Source organism: Pseudoalteromonas sp. S1727 (assembly GCF_005886375.1).
Taxonomy (GTDB): Bacteria; Pseudomonadota; Gammaproteobacteria; order Enterobacterales; family Alteromonadaceae; genus Pseudoalteromonas; species Pseudoalteromonas haloplanktis.
Genome location: NZ_PNDT01000067.1, coordinates 24,337 through 46,479 on the forward strand (window position 1 = coordinate 24,337; position 22,143 = coordinate 46,479).

The following is a 22,143-nucleotide window of genomic DNA, read 5'->3' on the forward strand; positions in this document are numbered from 1 at the left end:
ACTTGAGTATTAAAACTCGCCTTGGAACCACTTAGTAATACGGTTCCACCAATTGTTATCGCCTTCAGGTTTCGATTTTTGTGCATTCATCGATTGCATTGTGCGGCCATACTGTAATAAGCCCACCGCCGTTGCATATGAAGGGTCATCTACATAATCAGTCAAACCAACCATCCCGATTGGCTTGCCTATTCTTACTGGCATCTGGAAAATGTCTTCTGCCACTTCCATCGCGCCAGCCATTTTAGCACTCCCGCCAGTTATGACGAGTCCTGCTGCAATTTGGTCTGCTAACCCTGAACGATGAATTTCTTCCATCGCCAGTTCAAATAACTCTCTAAAGCGTGGCTCAACCACCTCTGACAAGGTATGTCGCGACATTAATCGCGCAGGTCGCCCACCAACACTTGGTACTTCTATTGTCTCTTCGCTGCTGGCCATCTGGCTACTTGCACAGGCGTATTGTACCTTGAGTGATTCAGCATGTGATATCGGTGTGCGAAATATTTTTGCAATATCGCCCGTCACTTGATTACCCGCAACAGGAATAACCGCAGAGTGACGCAGCGCACCATTGATATAAATGGTGATATCCATTGTACCACCGCCAATATCAAGCACCGCTACACCAAGCTCTTTTTCATCATCAGTTAATACTGAGTAACACGAAGCTAGGGCTGTAAAAATCAGTTGGTCAACTTCAAGACCACAGCGCTCTACACATTTTTCAATGTTTTTCGCCATATCATTTGAGCAAGTGATGATATGAGCACGGGCTTCCATTCGTACACCACTCATACCACGTGGGTTTTTAATCCCTTCTTGCATATCAATACTGTACTCTTGCGGCAACGCATGCAGCATTTTACGCTCAGCAGATACCGGCACTGAACGAGCAATATGAATCACATTCTCAATGTCTTCATCGGTAACTTCGGTGTTATTAATTGCCACCACACCACTTTCGTTTTGACATTGAATATGTTTACCGGAAATCCCCAGATACACAGAGCTGATACGGCAATCTGCCATAAGCTCTGCTTCATCGATTGCACGACGAATAGACTCAGACACTAAATTAAGGTCGTTTACGCCGCCTTTATCCATACCATGGGATACTTGGCTGCCAACCCCAACAATACTGAGCTTGTTATCTGCGGTGATTTCACCAACCGTGGCCACCACTTTTGAGGTGCCAACGTCTAATCCAATCACGAGGTTTCTTTCTGCTGACTTAGTCATGCCTTACTCTTATTTTGTAATTGCGCTTCTTCCAGGAGCTTCCAGCTCACTGCAAGGCCGGTATCATACCGTAAATCCACTACATCTACTTGTGCATCAGCACGTTTTTCCATCCGCGGGTACACATCGATAAACCGTTGTACCCGTTTAGCTTTCTCTTTACGTCCCAACTTAAGACGAATGCCGTTATCAAGCCACAGTTGCCATGAAAACCGCTCAGACAATGCAAGACTGGTTAACTTTAAATCGTTTACTTTGAGCATGTCATCAAATTGCTTGAAGGCAACCCATGCTTCTAATTCACTCCCTTCAGGGCCATAAAGCTGCGGCAGTTGTTCAACGAGTTTGTCGCTACTCGCTTCAAATACTTCACCGCTTTGGTTCAGCAATAAATCACTGTTCCAAATTGCCACCGCGTGGTGCTCCACTACGTACACTTGTAATGTGTCTGGCCATTGCTTACGTACCGATGCCGTGGCAACCCAAGGCAGCGCTTGTACCAAATGCTGCACATGTTTAACGTCTAAATCAAAAAAACTCGATAAGTCGGCTTTTTTAATTGCCCCAATAATCGCTTTTTCATCAGTATATTGAGGTTTACCTAATACCGATAAATGCTTAATTTGGGCGTCTTTGTTCTCTACCAACCACTCCCTTACGCCGCTGGTGATTTGCACTAAGCTAAACACCACGACCAGAAAAAAGCTCACTCCAAAAATCAGCGACCAATTTAGTTGCTGTTTTAATTGCTGCGCTTTTTCCAAAAAGGGAGGCATATTAAAGCGTTTGCCCTAAAATGCGAACAACTAATTGCTCAAAGCTTGCGCCATTTGCTTTCGCTGCCATCGGCACTAACGATTTTTCAGTCATGCCTGGTACAGTATTCACTTCAAGTAAGTAAAAGTTGCCCTCAGCATCTTGCATTGCATCAACACGTCCCCAACCACTGGCGCCTACTAAATCAAACGCCTGTAACGCCATTGTTTGCAGCTTTTGCGTGTCACTTGCTGATAAATCAGCAGGGCAATGGTATTGCGTAGTATTTGATTGATATTTAGCTTGGTAATCATAAAAGCCATTCGGGGTGGTCATTTCAATTACAGGTTGTACATCATCACCTAAAATAGCCACGGTAAATTCACGGCCAGTTATCCATTGCTCAACTAATACTTGGCTATCAAATTTAAATGCAGCAGCCAGTGCTGCATCAAGCTCCTGCGCATTATTTGCCTGCGCCATGCCGATGCTAGAGCCTTCATGTGACGGTTTAACCATTACTTTTTTAAGCTCAGCCATAATAGCGTTAGCATCAAAACCACGTTTGTTATCCACAACAGCATATGGTGCGGTACTTAACCCTGCTGATTTAAATAAATGCTTACAACGAACTTTATCCATCGCTAACGCTGAACCTAATACGTTACTGCCGGTATAAGGGATGCCCATAAATTCAAGTGCGCCTTGAATGGTACCGTCTTCCCCCCCGCGGCCATGCAAAGCAATAAACACACGTTCGATAGCTAATTCTTTTAATTGCCATAAAGGTTGTTCTTTTGGATCAAACGCAATGGCATCAACACCTGCATTTTGTAATGCGTTCAAGACAGCTTGACCTGATTTTAGTGAGACTTCGCGCTCAGCGGAGTTACCACCAAGCAACACGGCCACTTTGCCAAATTGTGTGTTTAATTGCGTCATACCTTTACCTGCTTAAGTTTCTCAATCGATAGCGATGTCGCTGCGAGTACTTTTACTAATTGACCTATATTACCAGCGCCTTGGGTTATAACTAAATCATTATCTTGCAATGTATCTGCTAAAACACCAGCAAGCTCTGAGCTGCTGGCAACATGCAGAGGCTCTTTACCACGTTGACGCAAAGTGCGGCATAAGCTCTTACTATCAGCCCCCACAATTGGCTCTTCACCAGCACTGTAAACATCTAACAATAATAACTGGTCAACATCAGCAAGTACTTTTACAAAGTCTTCATACAAATCACGAGTACGCGTAAAACGATGCGGTTGATAAATCATCACTAAACGTTTATCAGGCCAGCCTTGGCGAATTGCCGCGATTGTTACCGCAACTTCTGAAGGGTGGTGACCATAATCATCCACTAGCATCACTTTGCCGCGCTCGTTTTCAAAGTCGCCATAATGCTGAAAACGACGACCAATGCCTTCAAACTTCTGCAATGCTTCTAAAATTGCATGGTCAGCAATTTTTTGATCTTTGGCCACAGCAATCGCTGCAGTGGCGTTCAATGCATTGTGCTTACCTGGCATATTTAAATGCACAGTTAACTCATCACCTTGCTTGCTACGCACTTTAAACTGGCTCGTATTTGCGGTTTGGCTAAAGTCAGTCATACGATAATCGGCGTCACTTGACTCTCCGTAAGTGATCACCGGACGTGCAAAACGTGGAATAAGCTCAGCCGCCACTTCAGAGTCAATACACACCACAGCAAGGCCATAAAACGGTAGGTTATGAATGAAGTCTACATACGTGTCTTTCATTTTTTCTAAACTACCGCCGTAAGTATCCATGTGATCTTCTTCAATATTAGTGATCACCGATACCATAGGTTGTAAATGTAAAAATGACGCATCACTCTCATCCGCTTCAGCAATTAAAAAATCACTTTTACCCACCTTAGCATTACTACCAGCACTATTAAGTAAGCCACCTATAATAAAGGTTGGATCAAGCCCTGCTTGAGCATAAATACTGGCAATTAAACTGGTTGTTGTGGTTTTACCGTGAGTGCCAGCAATGGCAATACCATGGCGAAAACGCATTAACTCGGCCAGCATTTCAGCGCGGCGAACCACAGGGATACGTGCAGCTTTTGCTGCAATAATCTCAGGGTTAGATTCATCAATCGCACTTGATACCACTACAACGCTGGCATCTTTTACATTACTTTGATGATGACCAATAAACACTTCAGCACCGGCTTGGATCAAACGTTCGGTCATTGCACTGTGCGCAATATCAGACCCAGTAATACGGTATCCTTCAAAAGCGAGTACTTCGGCAATACCACCCATACCCGCACCACCAATGCCAATAAAGTGAATGGTGTTAATACGGCGCATTGCCGGACGAGTACTTTTTTCTGTTGACGTTTCTTTCACTTAATAATCTCTTTTTTCTGTAACGTGCTGTGCAGGCAGAGCAACACCGGCCGCATCCATACAATGCCATGCAACATTTGCGGTAGCATCGAGTGTCGCCAACTGTTTTGCATTACCAGCAAGTTCACTAATTAATTCTGGTTCGGCTAAATATGGGCGCAATAGTTCAACAATGTTTTGTTCGTTAAACTGCCCCTGCGGCATTAATAATGCTGCTTTGCCATCGACTAAAAATTTTGCATTGGCGGTTTGATGATCGTCCACTGCATGCGGAAACGGCACAAATACCGCCATTTTGCCAGCAGCGGCAATTTCACTGACAGTTAAAGCGCCAGCGCGGCAAACCACTATATCAGCCCAACTGTATGCGGTATCCATATCATCAATAAACTCTGCCACTTTTGCTTGCTCAACACTAAAACCTTGTTGCTGATATGCCTGTGTTACCGAGCCAAGCTGCCCTTTGCCTGTTTGATGCCAAACATTTAGTTGAAAGTCATCATTCAGTTGCTTAAATGCCGCTGGTAGTGTTTGATTTAGTACTTGTGCCCCTAATGAACCACCAACAACTAGAATATTAACCGGCGTTGATGCGGTGCGCGTTGTTACATTTGCCACACTGGCTCGCACTGGATTACCAACAACTTCACTGTGACCTGCTGCAAAGGCTTGCGGAAATGCAGCTAAAACTTTATTAGCAAACTTAGCGAGGTATTTATTACTCATACCAGCCACTGCATTTTGTTCATGGATCACCAATGGAATACCTAAGCTTTTTGCAGCCATGCCGGTTGGCCCTGTCACATAGCCGCCCATCGCAAGCACAACATCAGGGCGTTGCTTTTTCAATACTTTACGCGCTTGTAATATGGCATTAATAACCATAAATGGGGCTTTTATTAAACGTGCAAGGCCATTTCCTCGCACGCCTTTGACATTAATAAAATCAATATCAATACCGTGTTTGGGTACCACTTGGGCTTCCATTCGGTCGGCCGTGCCAATCCAACTAACCTGCCAACCTTGTTGTTTTAAGTGATCCGCCACCGCAATACCAGGAAAGATATGCCCCCCCGTGCCACCAGCAACAACGACTAATTTTTTACTCATCGCTTACCTCCGCGAGATGTTGCTTGTTTTGTGGCCATTTTGGTTTCAAAGTCCACTCGTAATAAAATAGCTGCCGCTATGGTCATGATAAGTAAGCTAGAGCCACCATAAGACACAAACGGTAAAGTTAGGCCTTTGGTTGGTAAAATACCGGCACTTGCGCCCACATTCACCATGGTTTGAAACGCAAACCAAATACCTATTGCGAATGCAAAATAGCCTTCATATTCTTTGCCGCACTTTAATGCTTGTTGACCGATTAATAAGGCTCTAAATACAAAGGTTCCAAATACCATCAAAATACTGACAATACCGATAAAACCTAGCTCTTCACCGATCACGGCAAAAATAAAATCATTATGAGCTTCTGGTAAATACTGTAATTTTTGTACACTATTACCTAAGCCTTGACCAAACCAACCACCTTGGCTATAGGCCATTAATGACTGTACTAACTGGTAGCCTTTTCCAAATGGATCATCCCATGGTTCTAAAAAGCCTACCACTCGCGCCATGCGATACGGTTCAATAATGATCAGTAAAACCACTAAGCCAATGCCGGTTAAGATCAATACAAAAAACTGCCACAATTTCGCGCCAGCTAAGAATAATAACCCGACTGTAGTTACAAACATCACCACCACAGTCCCTAAATCGGGTTGTAGTAAAATTAATGCCGCGTACACTGCAAATACAGCAATAGGCTTAGCAAAACCTTTTATGTTCTCTTGTACTTCTTCGCGTTTACGTACCAAATAACCAGCGATATAACTGAAAAAATATAACTTTGCGGCTTCAGCAACTTGAAAGCCTATCGGACCTATTGGGATCCAGCGCTTTGCACCATTCACTTCACGGCCAACAATCAACACAATGATCAACAACACCATGCCAAGCAGTAACAAATAAGGGTTGGAGCGCTTCCACCAGTCCATCGGCACACAGCAGGTGATCCAAAACAATACAAAACCAATCGCTAAAAACATGCTGTGGCGGATAATAATATGATACGGATTATCAAACAGACGATCTGCGGTGGGCATTGATGCACTCGTCACCATCACAAACCCCAAACCTATGAGCATAATCACACAGTACAGCAGAGGTACATCGAACAGCTGCGCCGATGGCTTTGGAGTCAAAGAGTCACGAATATCAGCAAACGCGATCATAGCGCCTCCGCTAAAACACATTGGCTAAAGTGATCGCCACGTTGCATGTAATTGTTATACATATCGATGCTGGCACAAGCAGGAGCAAGCAAAACAATATCACCCACTGTCGCTAGCTGCTTAGCAAGCGCAACAGCTTGTTCCATATTTGTTGTTAGGTGACCTTTATCAGTTAATGCAACTAAGGCTTTAGCATCTTTACCGAAACAAATTAACGCTTTAACTTGTTGCTGTAAATACGGTTTTAAACTATCAAGATCTGCACCTTTAGCATCACCACCGGCAATAACCACCAGTTGCTTAGCTTGATCTGCCAAGCTTTCTATTGCCGCAATAGTCGCGCCAACGTTAGTGGCTTTAGAGTCATTAAAATATTTAACGCCCGCTTGTTCTGCAACAAACTGGCAACGATGAGCTAACCCTGTAAATTCACCAAATGCCTGTGCATATTGCTGTGGTGTAATATCAAATGGGCTGAGTAAAGCCATAACCGCTAATGCATTGAGCTGATTATGACGACCCACCACCGCTAAACTGCTCACAGGCAACAAAGGCGCATTTTGATAACTAAAGTACTGAACACCTTGATAAGTCATCAGGCAATAATCGCCAGTGTCTATCCCAAAGCTCAATTGCGGCATAACCTGCGTATGGGTTGCGCTATCGCTGCTGTTGATCACAGCAAGAGCAGCATTACTATAAATTGTTTGTTTTGACTCTATGTATGCTTGATAACTGGCATAGCGGTCTAGGTGATCTTCTGAAACATTCAATACCGTTGCGCTAATCGGCTTTAAACTGTATGTGGTATCGAGTTGAAAACTCGACAACTCGAGTACATACACATCAAAATCATCGCTTAATAAGTCCAACGCTGCGGTGCCAATATTGCCACCAAGGCCAACTTTATAACCGGCGCTTTTTAGCACTTCGTACGCAAGTGTCACCACCGTTGATTTACCATTAGAACCAGTGACAGCAACTACAGGCTTATCTGTTAAGCGCGCAAACAATTCAATATCACCCAATACTTCCACACCCGCTTGTATCGCTTGTGCAACAGCAGGAAGGGTCAAACTTAGGCCTGGGCTGATGATGATCATATCGGCACTATCAAGCTTTGCCTTTGCTAGATCACCAAAATGAGTATTTAAATTTGGCGCATGCTGTTGCAGCCAGTCACTTCCCGGTGGCGATTGGCGACTATCAACTACATTCGGTGTTAAACCTTGCGACAATAAAAAACGCACAATGCCCAGACCGGTTACACCGAGTCCGAGCACTGTTACTTGTTTGTTTTTTATCTCGTTTAAATACGTCATTTACCTGATCTTTAATGTCACGAGGCCAGCCAGTACTAGCACGATTGATATAATCCAAAACCGAACAATAACACGTGGTTCTGGCCAACCCTTTAATTCGTAGTGATGGTGAATAGGCGCCATTCGAAAAATGCGCTGGCCGCGTAATTTATACGAGCCGACTTGTAAAATCACCGATAACGCTTCCATCACAAACACGCCCCCCATAATAATGAGTATCAATTCTTGGCGTACCAATACCGCAATAATTCCTAGTGCACCACCAAGTGCTAATGAACCTACATCCCCCATAAATACTTGTGCCGGATAGGTGTTGAACCATAAAAAGCCTAGGCCTGCACCGACAATGGCAGTACATACCACAACTAACTCACTAGCCAGCGGTAAATGTGGAATATGTAAGTAAGCCGAAAAATTTACGTTACCGGTTAAATACGCAATAATCGCCAGTGCTGCCGCCACTAAAATAGTTGGTACAATAGCTAAGCCATCAAGGCCATCAGTGAGGTTTACAGCATTTGAAGTACCCACCACCACAAAGTAAGTCATTACTATGTAAAATAAGCCTAATTGCGGTAACACATCTTTAAAAAATGGCACAACGAGTGAGGTTTCATTTGCATGATTCGCACTAAAAAACAATGCACACGCCACCACGAGTGCGATCACTGATTGCCAAAAATATTTCCACTTAGCGATAAGTCCTTTAGGATCTTTGCGGATCACTTTACGGTAATCATCAACAAAGCCAACAATACCCAACGAGCCGATCACAAACAGTGTTGCCCACACGTATTTATTGCTCAGATCAGCCCATAGTAGTGAGCTTGTAAAAATAGACGCTAAGATTAATAAGCCCCCCATGGTTGGAGTGCCTTTTTTCGATAAATGAGATTCGGGTCCATCATTACGAACTACTTGGCCTATTTGCATTCTTTGCAACGCGCGGATCAATTTAGGACCAAAATATAAAGAAATTAATAATGCCGTTAAAATGCCAAATACTGCGCGCACCGTAAGGTACGAAAACACATTAAAGGCACTGTAATATTGAGTTAGGTATTCTGCCAGCCAAACTAACATTGAGATACTCCATTGCGGCCAACTTGCTGGCTGTTAACTAAATCTTGTACTAATAATTCCATGCGAGAGCTACGTGATCCCTTCACGACGATAGTGGTGTTTTGTGTTGAATCAGCCAACTCTGCCCGCAACTGTTGCAATAGCTGTTCACGGCTCGAAAAATGCCGCTGTGGTTGAGCAAATTCATCACTGGCATATTGGCTCAATACACCTAAACTATACAGCTCATCGATACCTTGTTGTTTGGCATATAAACCAACTTGTTGGTGATAAAGCGCAGCTTCCTTGCCAAGTTCGCCCATATCACCTAAGACCAAAACACGCTTACCTGCTAGGTCACGTAATAGGTCGATTGCAGCCTTAACTGATTGCACATTAGCGTTATAGGTGTCGTCAATCACGGTTAGGGTGTCAGTAACAGGAATTATGTTTACTCGGCCTTTAACTTCAGCCATATTTGCGAGCGCTTTAGCGATCGCCTCAAGTGACACACCAAACTCACTGGTTAGTGCCGCAGCAATTAATGCATTAGTCACATTATGACGACCAGGCAGTGCAAGCGTTACTGGCACACGTTGCTGCGCAGTGCAGAAGAAAAAAGACGCGTGTGCTTGTGCATCTAAGCTGATATCTTCAGCCCAAATGTCCAGCTGTTCAGTGCTTGATAAACATTTAATTTTACGCCCTGCAAGCTTATTCAACCAACCATCGCTAAATTCACTGTCACAGTTAACAATTGCAGTACCATGCTCTTTTAAGCCGTCGTAAATTTCACTTTTAGCAGTGGCTACGCCTTCAAGCGAGCCAAAGCCTTCAATATGCGCTGCTGCAACATTACATACTACAGCTACATCAGGTTTGGTCATGGCAACAGTGTATGCAATCTCACCAATATGATTCGCACCAAGTTCAATAACGGCATACTTATGCTGAGGTTCAAGGCGAAGCAAGGTCAATGGCACACCAATGTCGTTATTAAAGTTGCCCTTCGTTGCTAACACCTCACCATGTGCGGCTAAAATAGCGGCACACATTTCTTTTACCGTGGTTTTACCGACACTTCCAGTGATCGCAATAGTTTGCGGAGCAACACTTGCCATTACCGCAGCACCAATGTCGCCTAGTGCAATACGTGTATCTGCCACTAAAAATTGGGGAATATCAACGGCAACTTTATGACTAACGATGGCAGCTATTGCGCCTTTGTCTTTCGCTTGTTGTACAAATTTATGGCCGTCGAAATTAGAGCCTTGTAACGCTAAAAACACCTCTCCCGCGCAAACTGTGCGAGTGTCCGTATTAATATTAATGACGGGTTGATTATCACCTTGATAATCGCTTGCTAGCACATTTGCCAGCCAATCAAAATCCATAGGGATCATAACTGCGATCCTCTGAGTTGTTGTTCTTGTAAATCTAGCTTTTGTGCTTGTTGTAAGTGCTGCTGAACAAACTTTCGATCGCAAAAATCGATCCGTTGCGCACCAATGATTTGGTAATCTTCATGGCCTTTGCCTGCAATCAAAACAACGTCTTGAGCATTTGCATTATCAATAGCAAAGGCAATAGCTGCAGCACGATCCGCCTCTAAATGAACTTTATCTGGTTGACTAAAACCTGCGGCAACATCGTTAATGATCTGCCACGGATCTTCACTGCGGGGATTATCACTGGTGACAATAAGCTGATCAGCATATTGCTCTGCCGCTTTTGCCATCATCGGGCGCTTGCCTTTATCACGATCGCCACCACAGCCAAATACACAACTTACGCCACCAGGCACATGTTGTTGGAGTGCTTGCAGTGCCAATGCTAAGGCATCCGGCGTATGAGCATAATCAACAATACAAGTTGGTTGGTTTGGTGCGCTAAAGGCCTGCATTCGGCCCGCAACAGGCTGTAAACTTTCACACCCTGCGGCTAGCTTTTCAAGCGGATAACCCATACCCAATAACGTGGCTATTGCGGCGGCTAAATTATATAAATTAAATTCACCAAACAGCGGACAAGAAATGGTAATATCACCCCAACTTGTCGTTAATTGTGCCGAAATACCAGTTTTATGGTAATTAACATCGGTAAAGTAAACAAACCGTGCATTTTTAGGTACTAGCGCTTTGTGACCATAACAAATTAAGCTATTAAAATCATACTGCTCTAACCATTGCTGAACTTGATGATCATCTTGATTGAGCACCACCAGCTGCGCATCAAAGTCTCGCATTAGCATTAGCTTAGCGTCGGCATAACTTGCCATATCACCGTGGTAATCTAAATGATCGCGAGATAGATTGGTAAACACCGCAGCTTTAAAGTGGGTATTGGCAACACGATGCTGTACCAGTCCATGGGATGAAACCTCCATCGCCACCAACTTATTATTTTGCTCAGCTAATTGCGCTAATATTCTTTGCAAGTCAACACATGACGGTGTGGTGTTAATTAATTCGGTTAAGTTATCTGGCTGCCCATAACCCAATGTACCAACAATGGCTGACGGGGTACCACAAAACCTTGCTAAATGGGCTATCATAGCGGTGGTGGTTGATTTACCGTTCGTACCAGTAACACCTATCACATCTAAGTGCTTACTCGGTTGCTGATAAAAATGACTCGCCAAAGCCGGTAGCTTTTTATCCAAGTCAGTAATTAAATACAGCGGATCAAAATCAGATTCAAACTCACATAAACGGTCAGCAATAATCGCCACCGCGCCATTATCAATGGCGTGTTGTATAAAGTGCCCACCATCTAACTGGTGGCCTTTAATAGCCACAAATACGTCACCGGGGGTGACATCGCGACTATCCAAACGCAAATCTTTAACTAACAAGCTTGCAGCTGATACTTCTATTTTTTGTAAAATTATTTTTAAATCACGCATCATCATCTATGCCCTTCACGTAGGCAACCGAGCCTTTATCAGGCGCTACGTTTAAAATTCTTAATGAATTAGAAATTATTTCAGCAAACGCCGGTCCTGCCGTTGCGCCGCCGTAATAAACATCTCCACCGGGCTCATTAATTAATACTACTACAGCTAAACGTGGGTTACTGGCAGGTGCTAAACCTGCAAAATAACCAACATACTCATCCCCATAACCACCTACGGCGGCTTTTTTAGAGGTGCCTGTTTTTCCTGCTGCGCGATAACCATCGACCTTTATACGTCTCGCTGTACCATCGTCTTCAAATACGCTTTCCATCATATGTACAACGGCTTCAACATCTTGTTGTTGAAATATTCGTTCACCTTCAGGAATACTGTCTTGCTTTAAGATTGTAAGTGGACGATTTACACCACCAGCACCTAACATGGCATAAAAACGTGCCATTTGAGCGGTACTTACGGCAAGGTTATAACCAAATGACAAAGCGGCAATTTCGTGATCAGACCAACGACGATTAGGGTAAAACAAACCACTGCTTTCCCCGACCATACCGGTGCCTGAATCTGTTCCAAAACCCACTTTTTGGAATAACCCAACAAAGTAATCCTTAGGCACTGTTTGACTAATTTTCGTCACGCCCATATTACTGGAGTATTTTAAAATCTCACGCAGTGTCATTTCGCCGTGGTTACGCGAATCTGACACTAAACTACCGCCTAAACGCATCCAGCCTGGATAAGTATCAATTTTATCATCCGGTTGAATTGTGCCGTAGTCTAAGCCAGCTAAAATGGCTAGAGGCTTAACGGTTGAACCAGGTTCAAACAAATCAGTGATTGCGCGGTTACGACGCTTATGAGGAGCTGCATCATTTAAATTATTGGGGTTAAAAGAGGGGCTGTTAACCATCGCTAACACTTCACCGGTTTTTACATCCACAACCATTGCCGAGCCAGAGGTTGCCTTGTAAGTCAGTACTGCTGATTTAACTGCTTTATAAGCAATTGCTTGAATACGTTGGTCGATACTGAGTTGGATATTTTCAGGCTCAATACGTTCACGTTCATCAAGTACTTCCACTTCACGCCCTTGTGCATCTTTACGAATAGTACGACGTCCTTCCACACCGGTTAGCGCACTTTCATACAGTTTTTCTATGCCTTCAATCCCTTTACCATCAATATTGGTAAAACCTAGCACATGTGCAGTTACTTCACCTGCTGGATAATAACGTTTTGATTCATCTAATAAATGAATACCTGGTAGGCGTAAATCACCAATATAATTGGCAACGGCTGGAGTTACTTGGCGTTTTAAATACACAAAACGGCGGCTAGCATCGTCGCGTAAACGACTATTAATTTTGTTCGGTTCAATACGCAGTACATCGGCAAGTTCGCGCCAACGTAAGTCATTTTTGTAATATTCGCTAATACGTTGCTCAAGTAATGCTGTATTTTCGGCCAATGCTTTTTCGTCTTCGCCATTTTTTCGTGCTTGCCTAAGCACTTTAGTACGCAATGACTTATGCAATGCTTTTGGATCTGCATACACGCTTACAACTGGCACACTCACTGCGAGCTCTTTACCATGACGGTCAAAAATCATCCCTCGTTGTACGTGTAATTTTTCAACTCGCACGGTGCGTTTGTTACTTTCTGAACGCGCTTTATCAGGCTCAATAACTTGTAAATAGGCCGCACGTGAAACCAAAGTGACAAAAACAAGCAGCACAACAGAGCACACCAGCATAAAACGCCATGTGATCAAACTATTGACTGGTTTTTTCCCTCTGCTTCTCATGGCAGTACTATCACCTGTTCATCTTGGCTGGTCGGCCGTTTCATCTCAAGTTGCATGGTGGCAATTTCTTCAATGCGCGCATGCTGCGAATAAAATTCTTCTTCAACTAATAAATAACGCCATTCTAAATCCAGCTCATCTCGCTCTTGCAGCAGCTGATCTTGTTCAATCAGCTCTTGGCGAGCAAAGTGGGTGACCTGCACCACACTCAAACTGGATGCAAATATCACAACCAATAAGGCCAACGTCAGCTTATTTGCTGCTAGGCCTTTGAGCACTTCTACAAATAAATTGGGTTGTCGATGATTCGCTTTTGGCTTCATCCCAATCTCTGTGCCACCCTAAGTACTGAGCTACGTGAACGTGGATTACGCTCAATTTCAGCTTGGCTTGGCTTAATAGCTTTACCCACTGCCTTTAACGTCAGGTTTTGATTTATTTGTGCATCAGTTAAAGGCAGACCTCTGGGTAATGCTGCTCCCTTACTCTGTTTTTTAATAAACTGTTTTACAATGCGATCCTCAAGCGAATGAAACGAAATCACCACTAAACGGCCACCCGGCTTTAATACCCTAATTGCCGCCTGCAGCGCTGTTTGAATCTCTTCAAGCTCACTATTGATATAAATACGGATCGCCTGGAAAGTACGCGTAGCCGGATGCTTAAACTTATCTTTTACGGGGACCGCTTCATCAACCAAATCAGCTAGCTGCTTGGTCGTCGTAATAGGAGTGTGTTCACGAACTTCTAAAACCTTGTGCGCAATACGGCGGCCAAACTTTTCTTCGCCATAGGTTTTGATCACATGCACAATGTCTTCAAGTTCGGCTTCGGCTAACCACTGCGCCGCGCTTCGGCCACTGGTTGGGTCCATACGCATATCAAGCGGGCCATCCTTCATAAAGCTAAAACCACGTTCAGCATCGTCTAATTGCGGAGATGACACACCGATATCTAATAAAATACCATCCACTTTACCTAGCAGATCGTTTTGCGCCGCCACTTCGTATAAATTAGAAAAACGCGTGTGAGCAATAGCAAAGCGGTTATCATCGGCAAACTTTTCAGCTGACTTAATTGCTTGTGGATCTTGATCGATCGCTTGTAATCGACCATGTTCACCAAGGCGCGCCAAGATTTGCCCAGAATGTCCGCCACGGCCAAATGTACCATCCATATAGATGCCGTCTGGCTTAATTGCTAACGCATCGATGGTTTCGTCCATTAGTACGGAAATGTGTTCAAATTGCGCTGTCATTAGCTATTATTTGCCTTTTTTATTGTGTGATCAGAGTGAAAAATTATCTAAGTCTGGTGTTGATTCAAACTCACCGAGGCGTTCTATTTCGGTGTCTTGGCGCATTTGTTCATGCCAACGCTCTTCATCCCAGATCTCAAATTTATTCATCAAACCAACCAACATGATTTTTTTGCCTAAATCTGCATGAGCCCGTAACGACGGTGCCAGCAAAATTCGGCCATTTTTATCTAATTGGTATTCAGTTGCGTTACCTAACAACATCCTTTGCATGCGTCGAGCACGTGGATTCATATTAGAAATTCTAGCGAGGCGATCTTCTATATCTTGCCATTGCGCCAGTGGATATAACCACAAACAAGGCTCGTTCAGTGCGACTGTACAAATCACAGTTCCCTGATCTTCAGACAACAACGCATCGCGGTACTTAGTAGGTACCGCAAACCGTCCTTTGTCATCCAAACTGAGCGAACTCGCACCACGGAACATAAAAAGCCTATTCTAAAAGTTGATAATCAATCCATTTTGATTAGTTTGATCCAATTTGATCCACTAAAAACCACTTTTTACCACAGTGCTCCAGTTTAGGGCTTGACAAGCGGTTTTGTCAAGTCAGCAAGATCCTATAATCGCGTGTTAAAGCCAGAAAAAATAAGGGCTAGCGCAAAGCTACTGAATTACGTGGGAAAAAGTGGATATCTTTGAAAAAAATATTTTATTCTGAGATAAAAACAAATAAACCAAGCTAAGTGATTAATGAATAATCAATGAATAGTTACAAAATAAACAACACCAAATGCCTATTAACTACGCCTTGTAAAATTTACGCGATGGCTTTGCAATAGTTACCTAAAATGCTGCTTTTTTAAGTATTTCAATTTCCATTAAAAACATAAGCAACTGATTTAATGGTTAAATTATTATTTGGCAGAACTGGTACAAAGGATGCAGTTAGTATTGCACTATTTAATTTTAATATTTAAGGAATGATTATTATGGCTACTTCAACATCAAGTACTAACTCAGCTTCAGCAGCTAACAAAAATACAGATACCCTAGCACCTCATACAGAGGCGCCACTTACAGATAAAGCCACTTCAGCGGCTCATCTTGCAGTTGACGCACTCTCTTCAAAGGCGGCTACAGCAGAGCAAAGTATCCGTCATGGCGCAGCTAGTTCAGCTGAAACACTGTCAGAAAAGCAAAAAGTTGCTCGTGAAAAGTTAACTGAATACAGTGGTAAAACACGTCAGCTAGCATCAGAAAATCCTCTTGCAACAGCTGGTATTGCATTTGCAGCTGGTATGTTAGTAACTGCATTACTTCGTCGTGGCAAGTAAGCTGTTATGCAACAAGATACTGATCTTAAAGATAAGCAAAATCAAGCCGCTGATCCTGCACAGCAAAGTGCAGATCAGTGGCAAGATCACCTAGCTAAATTAACCCAGTATGGTGAACAGCTTTATCAGGATTACCGCCAACAAGCTGGTATTTGTAAAGAGTTAGCCAGTGCAGAGTGGCGACTATCAACCCGCTCATTAGCGTTGACTATCATTTTACTCGTAAGCTTTGCAGGTGGCTTAGTACTCTTATGGGCTGGTCTACTCGTCACTCTTGGCTTGGCTATTTTCGCCTTTAGCCAATCAATCTGGCTCAGTGCCCTTTGCCTGATCAGCTTGCAGTTACTGTGTTTATTTTGGCTGTGGAAAAACATTGGTTATATCAGTAGTAAAATTGGCTTCGATAAAACCAGCCATAGCATTAAGCAGTTGCTCAATATTACCAAGGAGTAATAGATGCTCATTGATTACTTTATTCTCAAACCAAACCGGAAAGTGGCTCATTTAACTGAAAAGATGAACACCATTCAAGCTTTAAAGCAACAGCACCATCAAGCTTTCAACTATCGACTGAAACGCTTTGCTGTAACCAAAGTGGGTATTGCCAGCGCATTTACTGCCGGTGCAGGTTATCAAGCGCTAAATAGCCGCCGACCTTCCAGTAATGTCGCTAAATTAAGTCAATTTAGTTGGTTATTACGGCTGCTATAAGCGATGCAATACTGAGATAGTGGTTTTTGAATATCTAGCTTAAGCGTATTGCTATTTTTACCTCGACGTTATCTTATGTAAGCTATTCCAAGTCTATTTATTGAAATAATAAATTTAAATTTTAAGTTTCTAACTTCTAATTTCTATATCTGAGATCTGAGTCCACCTCTCAACATCCTACTCCCGTAGCGCGCTGCTCGAAACTCGAGACCCATAACCTAAACACAAGCACAAAAAAGCCCGCAGCGTTAACTGCGGGCTTTTTTGTTGAATGAGTGAGTCAGCCGTATAAGCCGGGTTCTGTCCTTTCCGAAGAAAGTGATAATCATTCGTCTAGGCCATAAATCGCTCTATGGCTCAAGCAACCTACCCGGTTCCGATGTGGGCCACACCTTAAGGAACCCTATTTGGTCTTGCTCCGGGTGGAGTTTACCTTGCAACCAACTATTACTAGTGGCCCGGTGCGCTCTTACCGCACCCTTTCACCCTTACCAACCGAAGTTGGCGGTCTCCTCTCTGCTGCACTTGTCGTAGGCTCACGCCCCCCAGCCGTTAGCTGGCACCCTGCCCTGTGGAGCCCGGACTTTCCTCCCCCTGCGCATTTTCGTTGCAGGCAGCGATCATCTTGGCTGACTCGGCGCGCAGTATACCTGAGCTTGTAGTTGTGTGCAGTAAAGATTTAGCCTTTTTCGTCAATAATTGTTTTATATAAGGCGTTTTTCTTCATGCCAAAGTAATCAGCCACAATACCGCAGGCTTTTTTCATTGGCATTTCATTCTCAAGTAGCGCTAACATTTTTCGTGCTTCTGGCGGAATATCATCAACCTGCTTAGGGTTACCAGGTAACATAAGCACTATTTCGCCCCGTTGCTTGGTTGGGTCATCGGTTAAAAATTGCTTTAACTCACTAACAGTGCCACTAAAGAATGTTTCAAAGGTTTTAGTTAATTCTTTGGCAAATACCACCTGTTGTTCACTCCCTAAGGCAATTTCTAAGTCATCAAGACTTGCCATAATACGGTGCGTGCTTTCGTACATTATGCTGGTGATGTTGGAATTAACCGCTTCAATAAAAAAATCTTGCCGCGCTTTGCTTTTTGCGGGAGTAAAACCAATAAATTGAAAGCGATCTGTTGGCAAGCCAGAGCAACATACTGCTGTGATGGCTGCACATGCCCCTGGAATAGGTGTAACATGAGCACCTTGTTCTCTGCACAAGTTTACAACCGCATAACCGGGATCACTAATCAGCGGTGTGCCTGCATCAGAAACCAGTGCTATATTTAAACCTTGGTTAAGTTGATCGATAATTTGTTGCGCTTTTTGTTTTTCATTATGGTCATGTAAAGCAAAGGTTTTAGCTTTAATACCAAAGTGACTAAGCAACTTACCAGTATGGCGTGTGTCTTCAGCAGCGATTAAGTCAACTTGCGATAATGTCGCGATTGCACGCTGACTTAAATCGTCATAATTGCCAATTGGGGTGGCTACAATGTAAAGAGTGCCGATTTTCTGTGAATTCTCCTCATTTAACATTGAGGTCTCCTGCGTCAGTCAGTAATATAAGCAAATCGCGTTTAACGTATTGGGAAATCATTGTGCGACTTAAACTTGTTAGTCTAGTTATCATATTGTCAGGGTTATCGGCCTGTAGTACAACCGAAAAACCGACTAAAACCACTGAAAATCTCAGTTCAGCTAATAGCTCATCACAAATTCAAGCAACTGATGCACAATCACTGTACCAACTAGCTTTAAATCGCCAAGGTGTGGACCAAATTCAACTCTTGTATAGTGCACGAGATGCCGCGATCACAGAGCAACAATGGCCACTCCTAGAGCAAATATGCACTGAATTAGAACGCACACCGAGCGTAGATCAAGTGCAGAATAAGCTGTATATCGCGTTTGCGCAAAAACAACAAAATAAGAATACCGCCGCACTTGAGATCTTAGCCAGCTTAGACAACCAACTAACTCAACCTGAACATTTTGCTTGGCACCAATATTTAACTGCCAGTGTGTATGCGTCACAAAATTTGCCAAAAGAAGCGATGGAGTATTTTTTTCGCGCGTCTGAAACCGCCAGCAAAAATAACTTAACGATCCCACAACTCAACCATGATCTTTGGCACAATTTACAACAATTATCATCGTATGCGTTGGAGCGCTTTAATCGCGGCTCGGTAGTGCAGCAAGGCTGGGTAAACTTAGCTCTTTATCATCAAGTATATTTAGGTGCGCCGGTTGAGCTTGATCAAGCGATTAATAATTGGCAACGTCGTTACCCTGGTCACCCTGCAATTGATGTATTGCCAAAAAAAGCGGCTGAGTTAATTGCCATTACCCCCCTTACTATTGAACGCTTAGTGGTATTATTGCCGCAATCTGGCGCTAATCAACGTTTGGGGGATGCCTTAAAAGCGGGTGTACTAGCTGCATTAGATAACGCCGCGATTGATGAAACCATTTTTATTGACGAAATGCTCAGTCCTGAAGAGCTGACGGTTAAATTACACGAAGCCCAACCAAGCTTTGTGATTGGTCCGTTGCTCAAAGGAAATATCGATAAGTTTGCTGCAAGCAAAACCTTATTAGACTACCCTGTACTGCACTTAAATACAGCAGATGCCGAACGCCAATCACCGCAGCATTACTATTTTGCCTTAAACCCTGAGCACGAAGTACAGCAAGCTCTTGAGCACTTTTTAACGGTGGGCTACCAAAAGCCAATGTTATTAGCACCTAATAATAGTACAGGGCAGCGCTTAGTTGATTTTTTCAACGTACAATGGCAACGCTACAGCGAAACGACTCCGGAAGTCGGGCTGTATAATGATAAAAAAGACATGCCTACCACTATAATTAGCTTGCTTGAAGTAGATAAATCAAAAGAGCGTGTTGCTTCGGTTAAATCGCTATTTAAACAAGAAGTCGAAAGTGAAACCCGCTCTCGCCGTGATATTGATGTTATTTATATCCTTGGTGATGCGATGGAAACGCGACTTATCAAACCTTATTTAGATGTCAACGTGAGTACTTTTGCAGATCGTATTCCTCTGTACGCCAGCTCTAAAAGCCATAGTAAACAAATAGATAGCACAGATAAAGGCGATCTCGAAGGCTTGTATTTTACTGAACTACCTTGGATGTTGAGTGGGCAAATTGCAGATCATAGTTTGCGTCAACAATATAATTCATTGTGGCCTGATCAAGCCGATATTAGCCAACGTTTATTTGCCATGGCGTATGACTCTGTGGCAATGCTCAGTAATATTACACAATTGAGTATGATCCCCGGTAAACGCTTTAATGGCTTAACCGGACAGTTAAGTATTACCAGTGATGGCCAAGTTAATCGTCATCTTGATTGGGCACAGTACAAAGATAGGCAGATCCAAGCAGTGCAGTTACAAACAACAGCGCCGATGCCCTTATTTATGCAATCAGCTACCACCTTATCTAACAGTGAGTAGTTGTTAACAAACTTATCGAACAAGGATGTCATTATGTCGTGGTTTAAACAGCTGTGGCAAAATAGCCGGGAAAAAGGCCAATACTACGAGCAAGAAGCTCAAAAATATTTAGTTGCGCAGGGGCTAATCCCTATTGAGTGTAACTATAACTGCCCTTACGGGGAGCTAGATGTAATAATGCGCGATGGCAACACGTTAGTGTTTGTGGAAGTGAAATTTCGCAGTAGCCATGTTAAAGGCGGAGCACTCCATGCTTTAGGGAAGCAAAAGCAAGCACGCTTAAAACGGTCAATTTACCATTATTTAGCGGCGAAAAAACTGAGTGACCAAGCAATACGAATTGACTTTGTCGCTATAACCGGCGAAGCATCACAACAACTTAATTGGATAAAAAACGTATTTTAATATGCAAGATACCATTAAAGAAATTTTTACAGAAAGCATTCAAGTGCAAATTGCCGCAGGTGAAGTACTCCCTAGTGCATTAGAAGCAGCTGCATTTACCATAGCGCAAAGCCTGATCAATGGTAATAAATTGATCTGTTGCGGCACCGCTAGCTGCCATATGCTTGCGCAGCATATGGCAGGTGTATTGATCAATTACTATGAAACCGAACGCCCGTGTTTACCCGCAATTGCTCTCTCTCAAGAACATATCAATCTTGGTCAAAACAACCAAAGTGATGACCAAGATACTTTTGCTCGTCAAGTTCGCGCTTTTGCTCAACAAGGCGACTTACTGTTAGTGTTGGCAATCAATGGTAATGAAAAAAATATCATTAGCGCAGTTGAAGCGGCACTCACTAAAGATATGAAAGTCATTGTGTTGGTTGGTGATGACGGTGGTGAATTAGTTGGTTTACTGGGTGCAAATGACGTAGAAATACGTGTGCCATCAAAACGTCCAAGTCGCATTATTGAATCTCACTTGGTTAATCTTCATTGTTTAAGCGAACTCGTCGACTTAACCTTATTCCCACAGGAAGAAAATTAATGTTGAAACAATCTCTTATCGTTATCAGTACGGTTTTATTATTACAAGGTTGTGCCGCTGCAGTCGTCGCTGGCACTGCGGGAGCTGTTACTGCAGCAAACGATCGTCGTACGCTTGGCTCACAAATAGACGATAGCAATATTGAAATCAAAGCTGGGGTTGCAATAAACGATGTGCCTCGTCTTGCTGATCATGCCAATATTAACGTAATTAGCGTTAACGGCATTGTATTACTCGTAGGCCAAGTTGCTAACCAAGAAATGAAAGACGAAGCTCAGCGAGCGATTGAGGGCTTACCTGCAATACGTAAAATACATAACCAGCTGCGTATTGGCTCTAATATAAGTATGAGCACCCGAACCCACGACTCTTGGCTTACCTCTAAAGTAAAAACACAATTACTCACCACTGAAAATATCAGTAGCAACAACATCAAAGTAGTTACAGAGAACGGTGAAGTATTTTTAATGGGCTTAGTATCAGATGCTGAATCGAACACCGCTGTAGATGTTGCCCGTAATGTATCTGGTGTAGAGCGTGTAATTAAAGTATTTGAATATTTGTAAAAGGTATCAGGAGCAACGAGCAACGAGCAAC

22 protein-coding genes and 1 other RNA gene are annotated in these 22,143 nt (G+C 43.2%); 7 read left to right on the top strand and 16 right to left on the bottom strand.

The window, feature by feature from the left end:
* Positions 1 to 9: 9 nt before the first annotated feature.
* From ftsA to mraZ, 14 genes are read right to left on the bottom strand one after another with little or no spacing between them, the layout of a single operon-like run.
* Positions 10 to 1,242, bottom strand: a complete 1,233-nt coding sequence (ftsA, locus tag CWB85_RS15030) for a cell division protein FtsA (RefSeq protein WP_016709472.1) — start codon at positions 1,240 to 1,242, stop codon at positions 10 to 12.
* Positions 1,239 to 2,018, bottom strand: coding sequence for a cell division protein FtsQ/DivIB (locus CWB85_RS15035; protein WP_016709473.1), 780 nt, complete (start codon positions 2,016 to 2,018; stop codon positions 1,239 to 1,241). The genes ftsA and CWB85_RS15035 overlap by 4 nt, the downstream gene beginning before the upstream one ends.
* Before the next feature lies 1 nt (position 2,019).
* Positions 2,020 to 2,940 (bottom strand): D-alanine--D-alanine ligase, encoded by a 921-nt coding sequence (locus CWB85_RS15040; protein WP_016709474.1) that lies wholly within the window; start codon positions 2,938 to 2,940, stop codon positions 2,020 to 2,022.
* On the bottom strand, positions 2,937 to 4,385 hold the full coding sequence (gene murC, locus CWB85_RS15045) for a UDP-N-acetylmuramate--L-alanine ligase (RefSeq protein ID WP_016709475.1): 1,449 nt from the start codon (positions 4,383 to 4,385) through the stop codon (positions 2,937 to 2,939). The genes CWB85_RS15040 and murC overlap by 4 nt, the downstream gene beginning before the upstream one ends.
* Positions 4,386 to 5,495 carry an undecaprenyldiphospho-muramoylpentapeptide beta-N-acetylglucosaminyltransferase gene (gene murG / locus CWB85_RS15050; protein WP_138555338.1) on the bottom strand — a complete coding sequence of 370 codons (1,110 nt, stop codon included), beginning with the start codon at positions 5,493 to 5,495 and terminating at the stop codon, positions 4,386 to 4,388.
* Positions 5,492 to 6,667 carry a cell division protein FtsW gene (gene ftsW, locus CWB85_RS15055; protein WP_029216204.1) on the bottom strand — a complete coding sequence of 392 codons (1,176 nt, stop codon included), beginning with the start codon at positions 6,665 to 6,667 and terminating at the stop codon, positions 5,492 to 5,494. The genes murG and ftsW overlap by 4 nt, the downstream gene beginning before the upstream one ends.
* A complete protein-coding gene (gene murD / locus CWB85_RS15060) occupies positions 6,664 to 7,989 on the bottom strand; it encodes a UDP-N-acetylmuramoyl-L-alanine--D-glutamate ligase (protein WP_138555339.1) in 1,326 nt (441 codons plus the stop codon). The genes ftsW and murD overlap by 4 nt, the downstream gene beginning before the upstream one ends.
* Positions 7,990 to 9,072 (bottom strand): phospho-N-acetylmuramoyl-pentapeptide-transferase, encoded by a 1,083-nt coding sequence (gene mraY, locus CWB85_RS15065; protein WP_016709479.1) that lies wholly within the window; start codon positions 9,070 to 9,072, stop codon positions 7,990 to 7,992.
* Entirely contained in the window at positions 9,066 to 10,454 is a 1,389-nt protein-coding gene (locus tag CWB85_RS15070; RefSeq protein WP_138555340.1) for a UDP-N-acetylmuramoyl-tripeptide--D-alanyl-D-alanine ligase, read from the bottom strand. Before CWB85_RS15070 ends, mraY begins: the two co-directional genes overlap by 7 nt.
* Positions 10,451 to 11,956 (bottom strand): UDP-N-acetylmuramoyl-L-alanyl-D-glutamate--2,6-diaminopimelate ligase, encoded by a 1,506-nt coding sequence (gene murE, locus CWB85_RS15075; protein WP_138555344.1) that lies wholly within the window; start codon positions 11,954 to 11,956, stop codon positions 10,451 to 10,453. Before murE ends, CWB85_RS15070 begins: the two co-directional genes overlap by 4 nt.
* A complete protein-coding gene (locus CWB85_RS15080) occupies positions 11,949 to 13,766 on the bottom strand; it encodes a peptidoglycan glycosyltransferase FtsI (RefSeq protein WP_016709482.1) in 1,818 nt (605 codons plus the stop codon). Before CWB85_RS15080 ends, murE begins: the two co-directional genes overlap by 8 nt.
* Positions 13,763 to 14,089: a cell division protein FtsL gene (ftsL, locus tag CWB85_RS15085; protein WP_016709483.1), complete on the bottom strand. Its 327-nt coding sequence runs from the start codon at positions 14,087 to 14,089 to the stop codon at positions 13,763 to 13,765. The genes CWB85_RS15080 and ftsL overlap by 4 nt, the downstream gene beginning before the upstream one ends.
* Positions 14,086 to 15,024: a 16S rRNA (cytosine(1402)-N(4))-methyltransferase RsmH gene (gene rsmH / locus CWB85_RS15090; RefSeq protein WP_016709484.1), complete on the bottom strand. Its 939-nt coding sequence runs from the start codon at positions 15,022 to 15,024 to the stop codon at positions 14,086 to 14,088. The genes ftsL and rsmH overlap by 4 nt, the downstream gene beginning before the upstream one ends.
* Before the next feature lie 30 nt (positions 15,025 to 15,054).
* Complete coding sequence (gene mraZ, locus CWB85_RS15095; RefSeq protein WP_016709485.1) at positions 15,055 to 15,513, bottom strand: division/cell wall cluster transcriptional repressor MraZ; 459 nt, start codon at positions 15,511 to 15,513, stop codon at positions 15,055 to 15,057.
* Between the two features lie 506 nt (positions 15,514 to 16,019).
* Between mraZ and CWB85_RS15100 the strand changes: the two genes are divergently transcribed.
* Genes CWB85_RS15100 through CWB85_RS15110 form a run of 3 tightly spaced genes read left to right on the top strand, consistent with a single transcriptional unit; the run spans position 16,020 to position 17,075 of the window.
* A complete protein-coding gene (locus CWB85_RS15100) occupies positions 16,020 to 16,364 on the top strand; it encodes a hypothetical protein (RefSeq protein ID WP_016709486.1) in 345 nt (114 codons plus the stop codon).
* A 6-nt stretch (positions 16,365 to 16,370) separates the two neighbouring features.
* Positions 16,371 to 16,817 carry a hypothetical protein gene (locus tag CWB85_RS15105; protein ID WP_016709487.1) on the top strand — a complete coding sequence of 149 codons (447 nt, stop codon included), beginning with the start codon at positions 16,371 to 16,373 and terminating at the stop codon, positions 16,815 to 16,817.
* Positions 16,818 to 16,820: 3 nt separating this feature from the next.
* Positions 16,821 to 17,075 (top strand): hypothetical protein, encoded by a 255-nt coding sequence (locus tag CWB85_RS15110; RefSeq protein ID WP_016709488.1) that lies wholly within the window; start codon positions 16,821 to 16,823, stop codon positions 17,073 to 17,075.
* 273 nt (positions 17,076 to 17,348) lie between these two features.
* On the opposite strand, the gene rnpB is transcribed toward CWB85_RS15110, so the two are convergent.
* Together rnpB and rsmI are read right to left on the bottom strand one after the other, a co-directional pair.
* An RNA gene (gene rnpB / locus CWB85_RS15115) (RNase P RNA component class A) lies at positions 17,349 to 17,711 on the bottom strand.
* A gap of 43 nt (positions 17,712 to 17,754) precedes the next feature.
* Positions 17,755 to 18,612, bottom strand: coding sequence for a 16S rRNA (cytidine(1402)-2'-O)-methyltransferase (rsmI, locus tag CWB85_RS15120; protein ID WP_016709489.1), 858 nt, complete (start codon positions 18,610 to 18,612; stop codon positions 17,755 to 17,757).
* 62 nt (positions 18,613 to 18,674) lie between these two features.
* Here rsmI and CWB85_RS15125 point away from each other — a divergent pair, with 62 nt between their 5' ends.
* The 4 genes from CWB85_RS15125 to dolP are packed head-to-tail and all read left to right on the top strand — an operon-like array spanning position 18,675 to position 22,112.
* Positions 18,675 to 20,552, top strand: a complete 1,878-nt coding sequence (locus CWB85_RS15125) for a penicillin-binding protein activator (RefSeq protein ID WP_138555341.1) — start codon at positions 18,675 to 18,677, stop codon at positions 20,550 to 20,552.
* Between the two features lie 33 nt (positions 20,553 to 20,585).
* Positions 20,586 to 20,957, top strand: coding sequence for a YraN family protein (locus tag CWB85_RS15130; RefSeq protein WP_016709491.1), 372 nt, complete (start codon positions 20,586 to 20,588; stop codon positions 20,955 to 20,957).
* A gap of 1 nt (position 20,958) precedes the next feature.
* Positions 20,959 to 21,546 (top strand): SIS domain-containing protein, encoded by a 588-nt coding sequence (locus CWB85_RS15135; protein WP_016709492.1) that lies wholly within the window; start codon positions 20,959 to 20,961, stop codon positions 21,544 to 21,546.
* Positions 21,546 to 22,112: a division/outer membrane stress-associated lipid-binding lipoprotein gene (dolP, locus tag CWB85_RS15140; protein ID WP_138555342.1), complete on the top strand. Its 567-nt coding sequence runs from the start codon at positions 21,546 to 21,548 to the stop codon at positions 22,110 to 22,112. Before CWB85_RS15135 ends, dolP begins: the two co-directional genes overlap by 1 nt.
* The last annotated feature ends 31 nt before the right edge of the window (positions 22,113 to 22,143 follow it).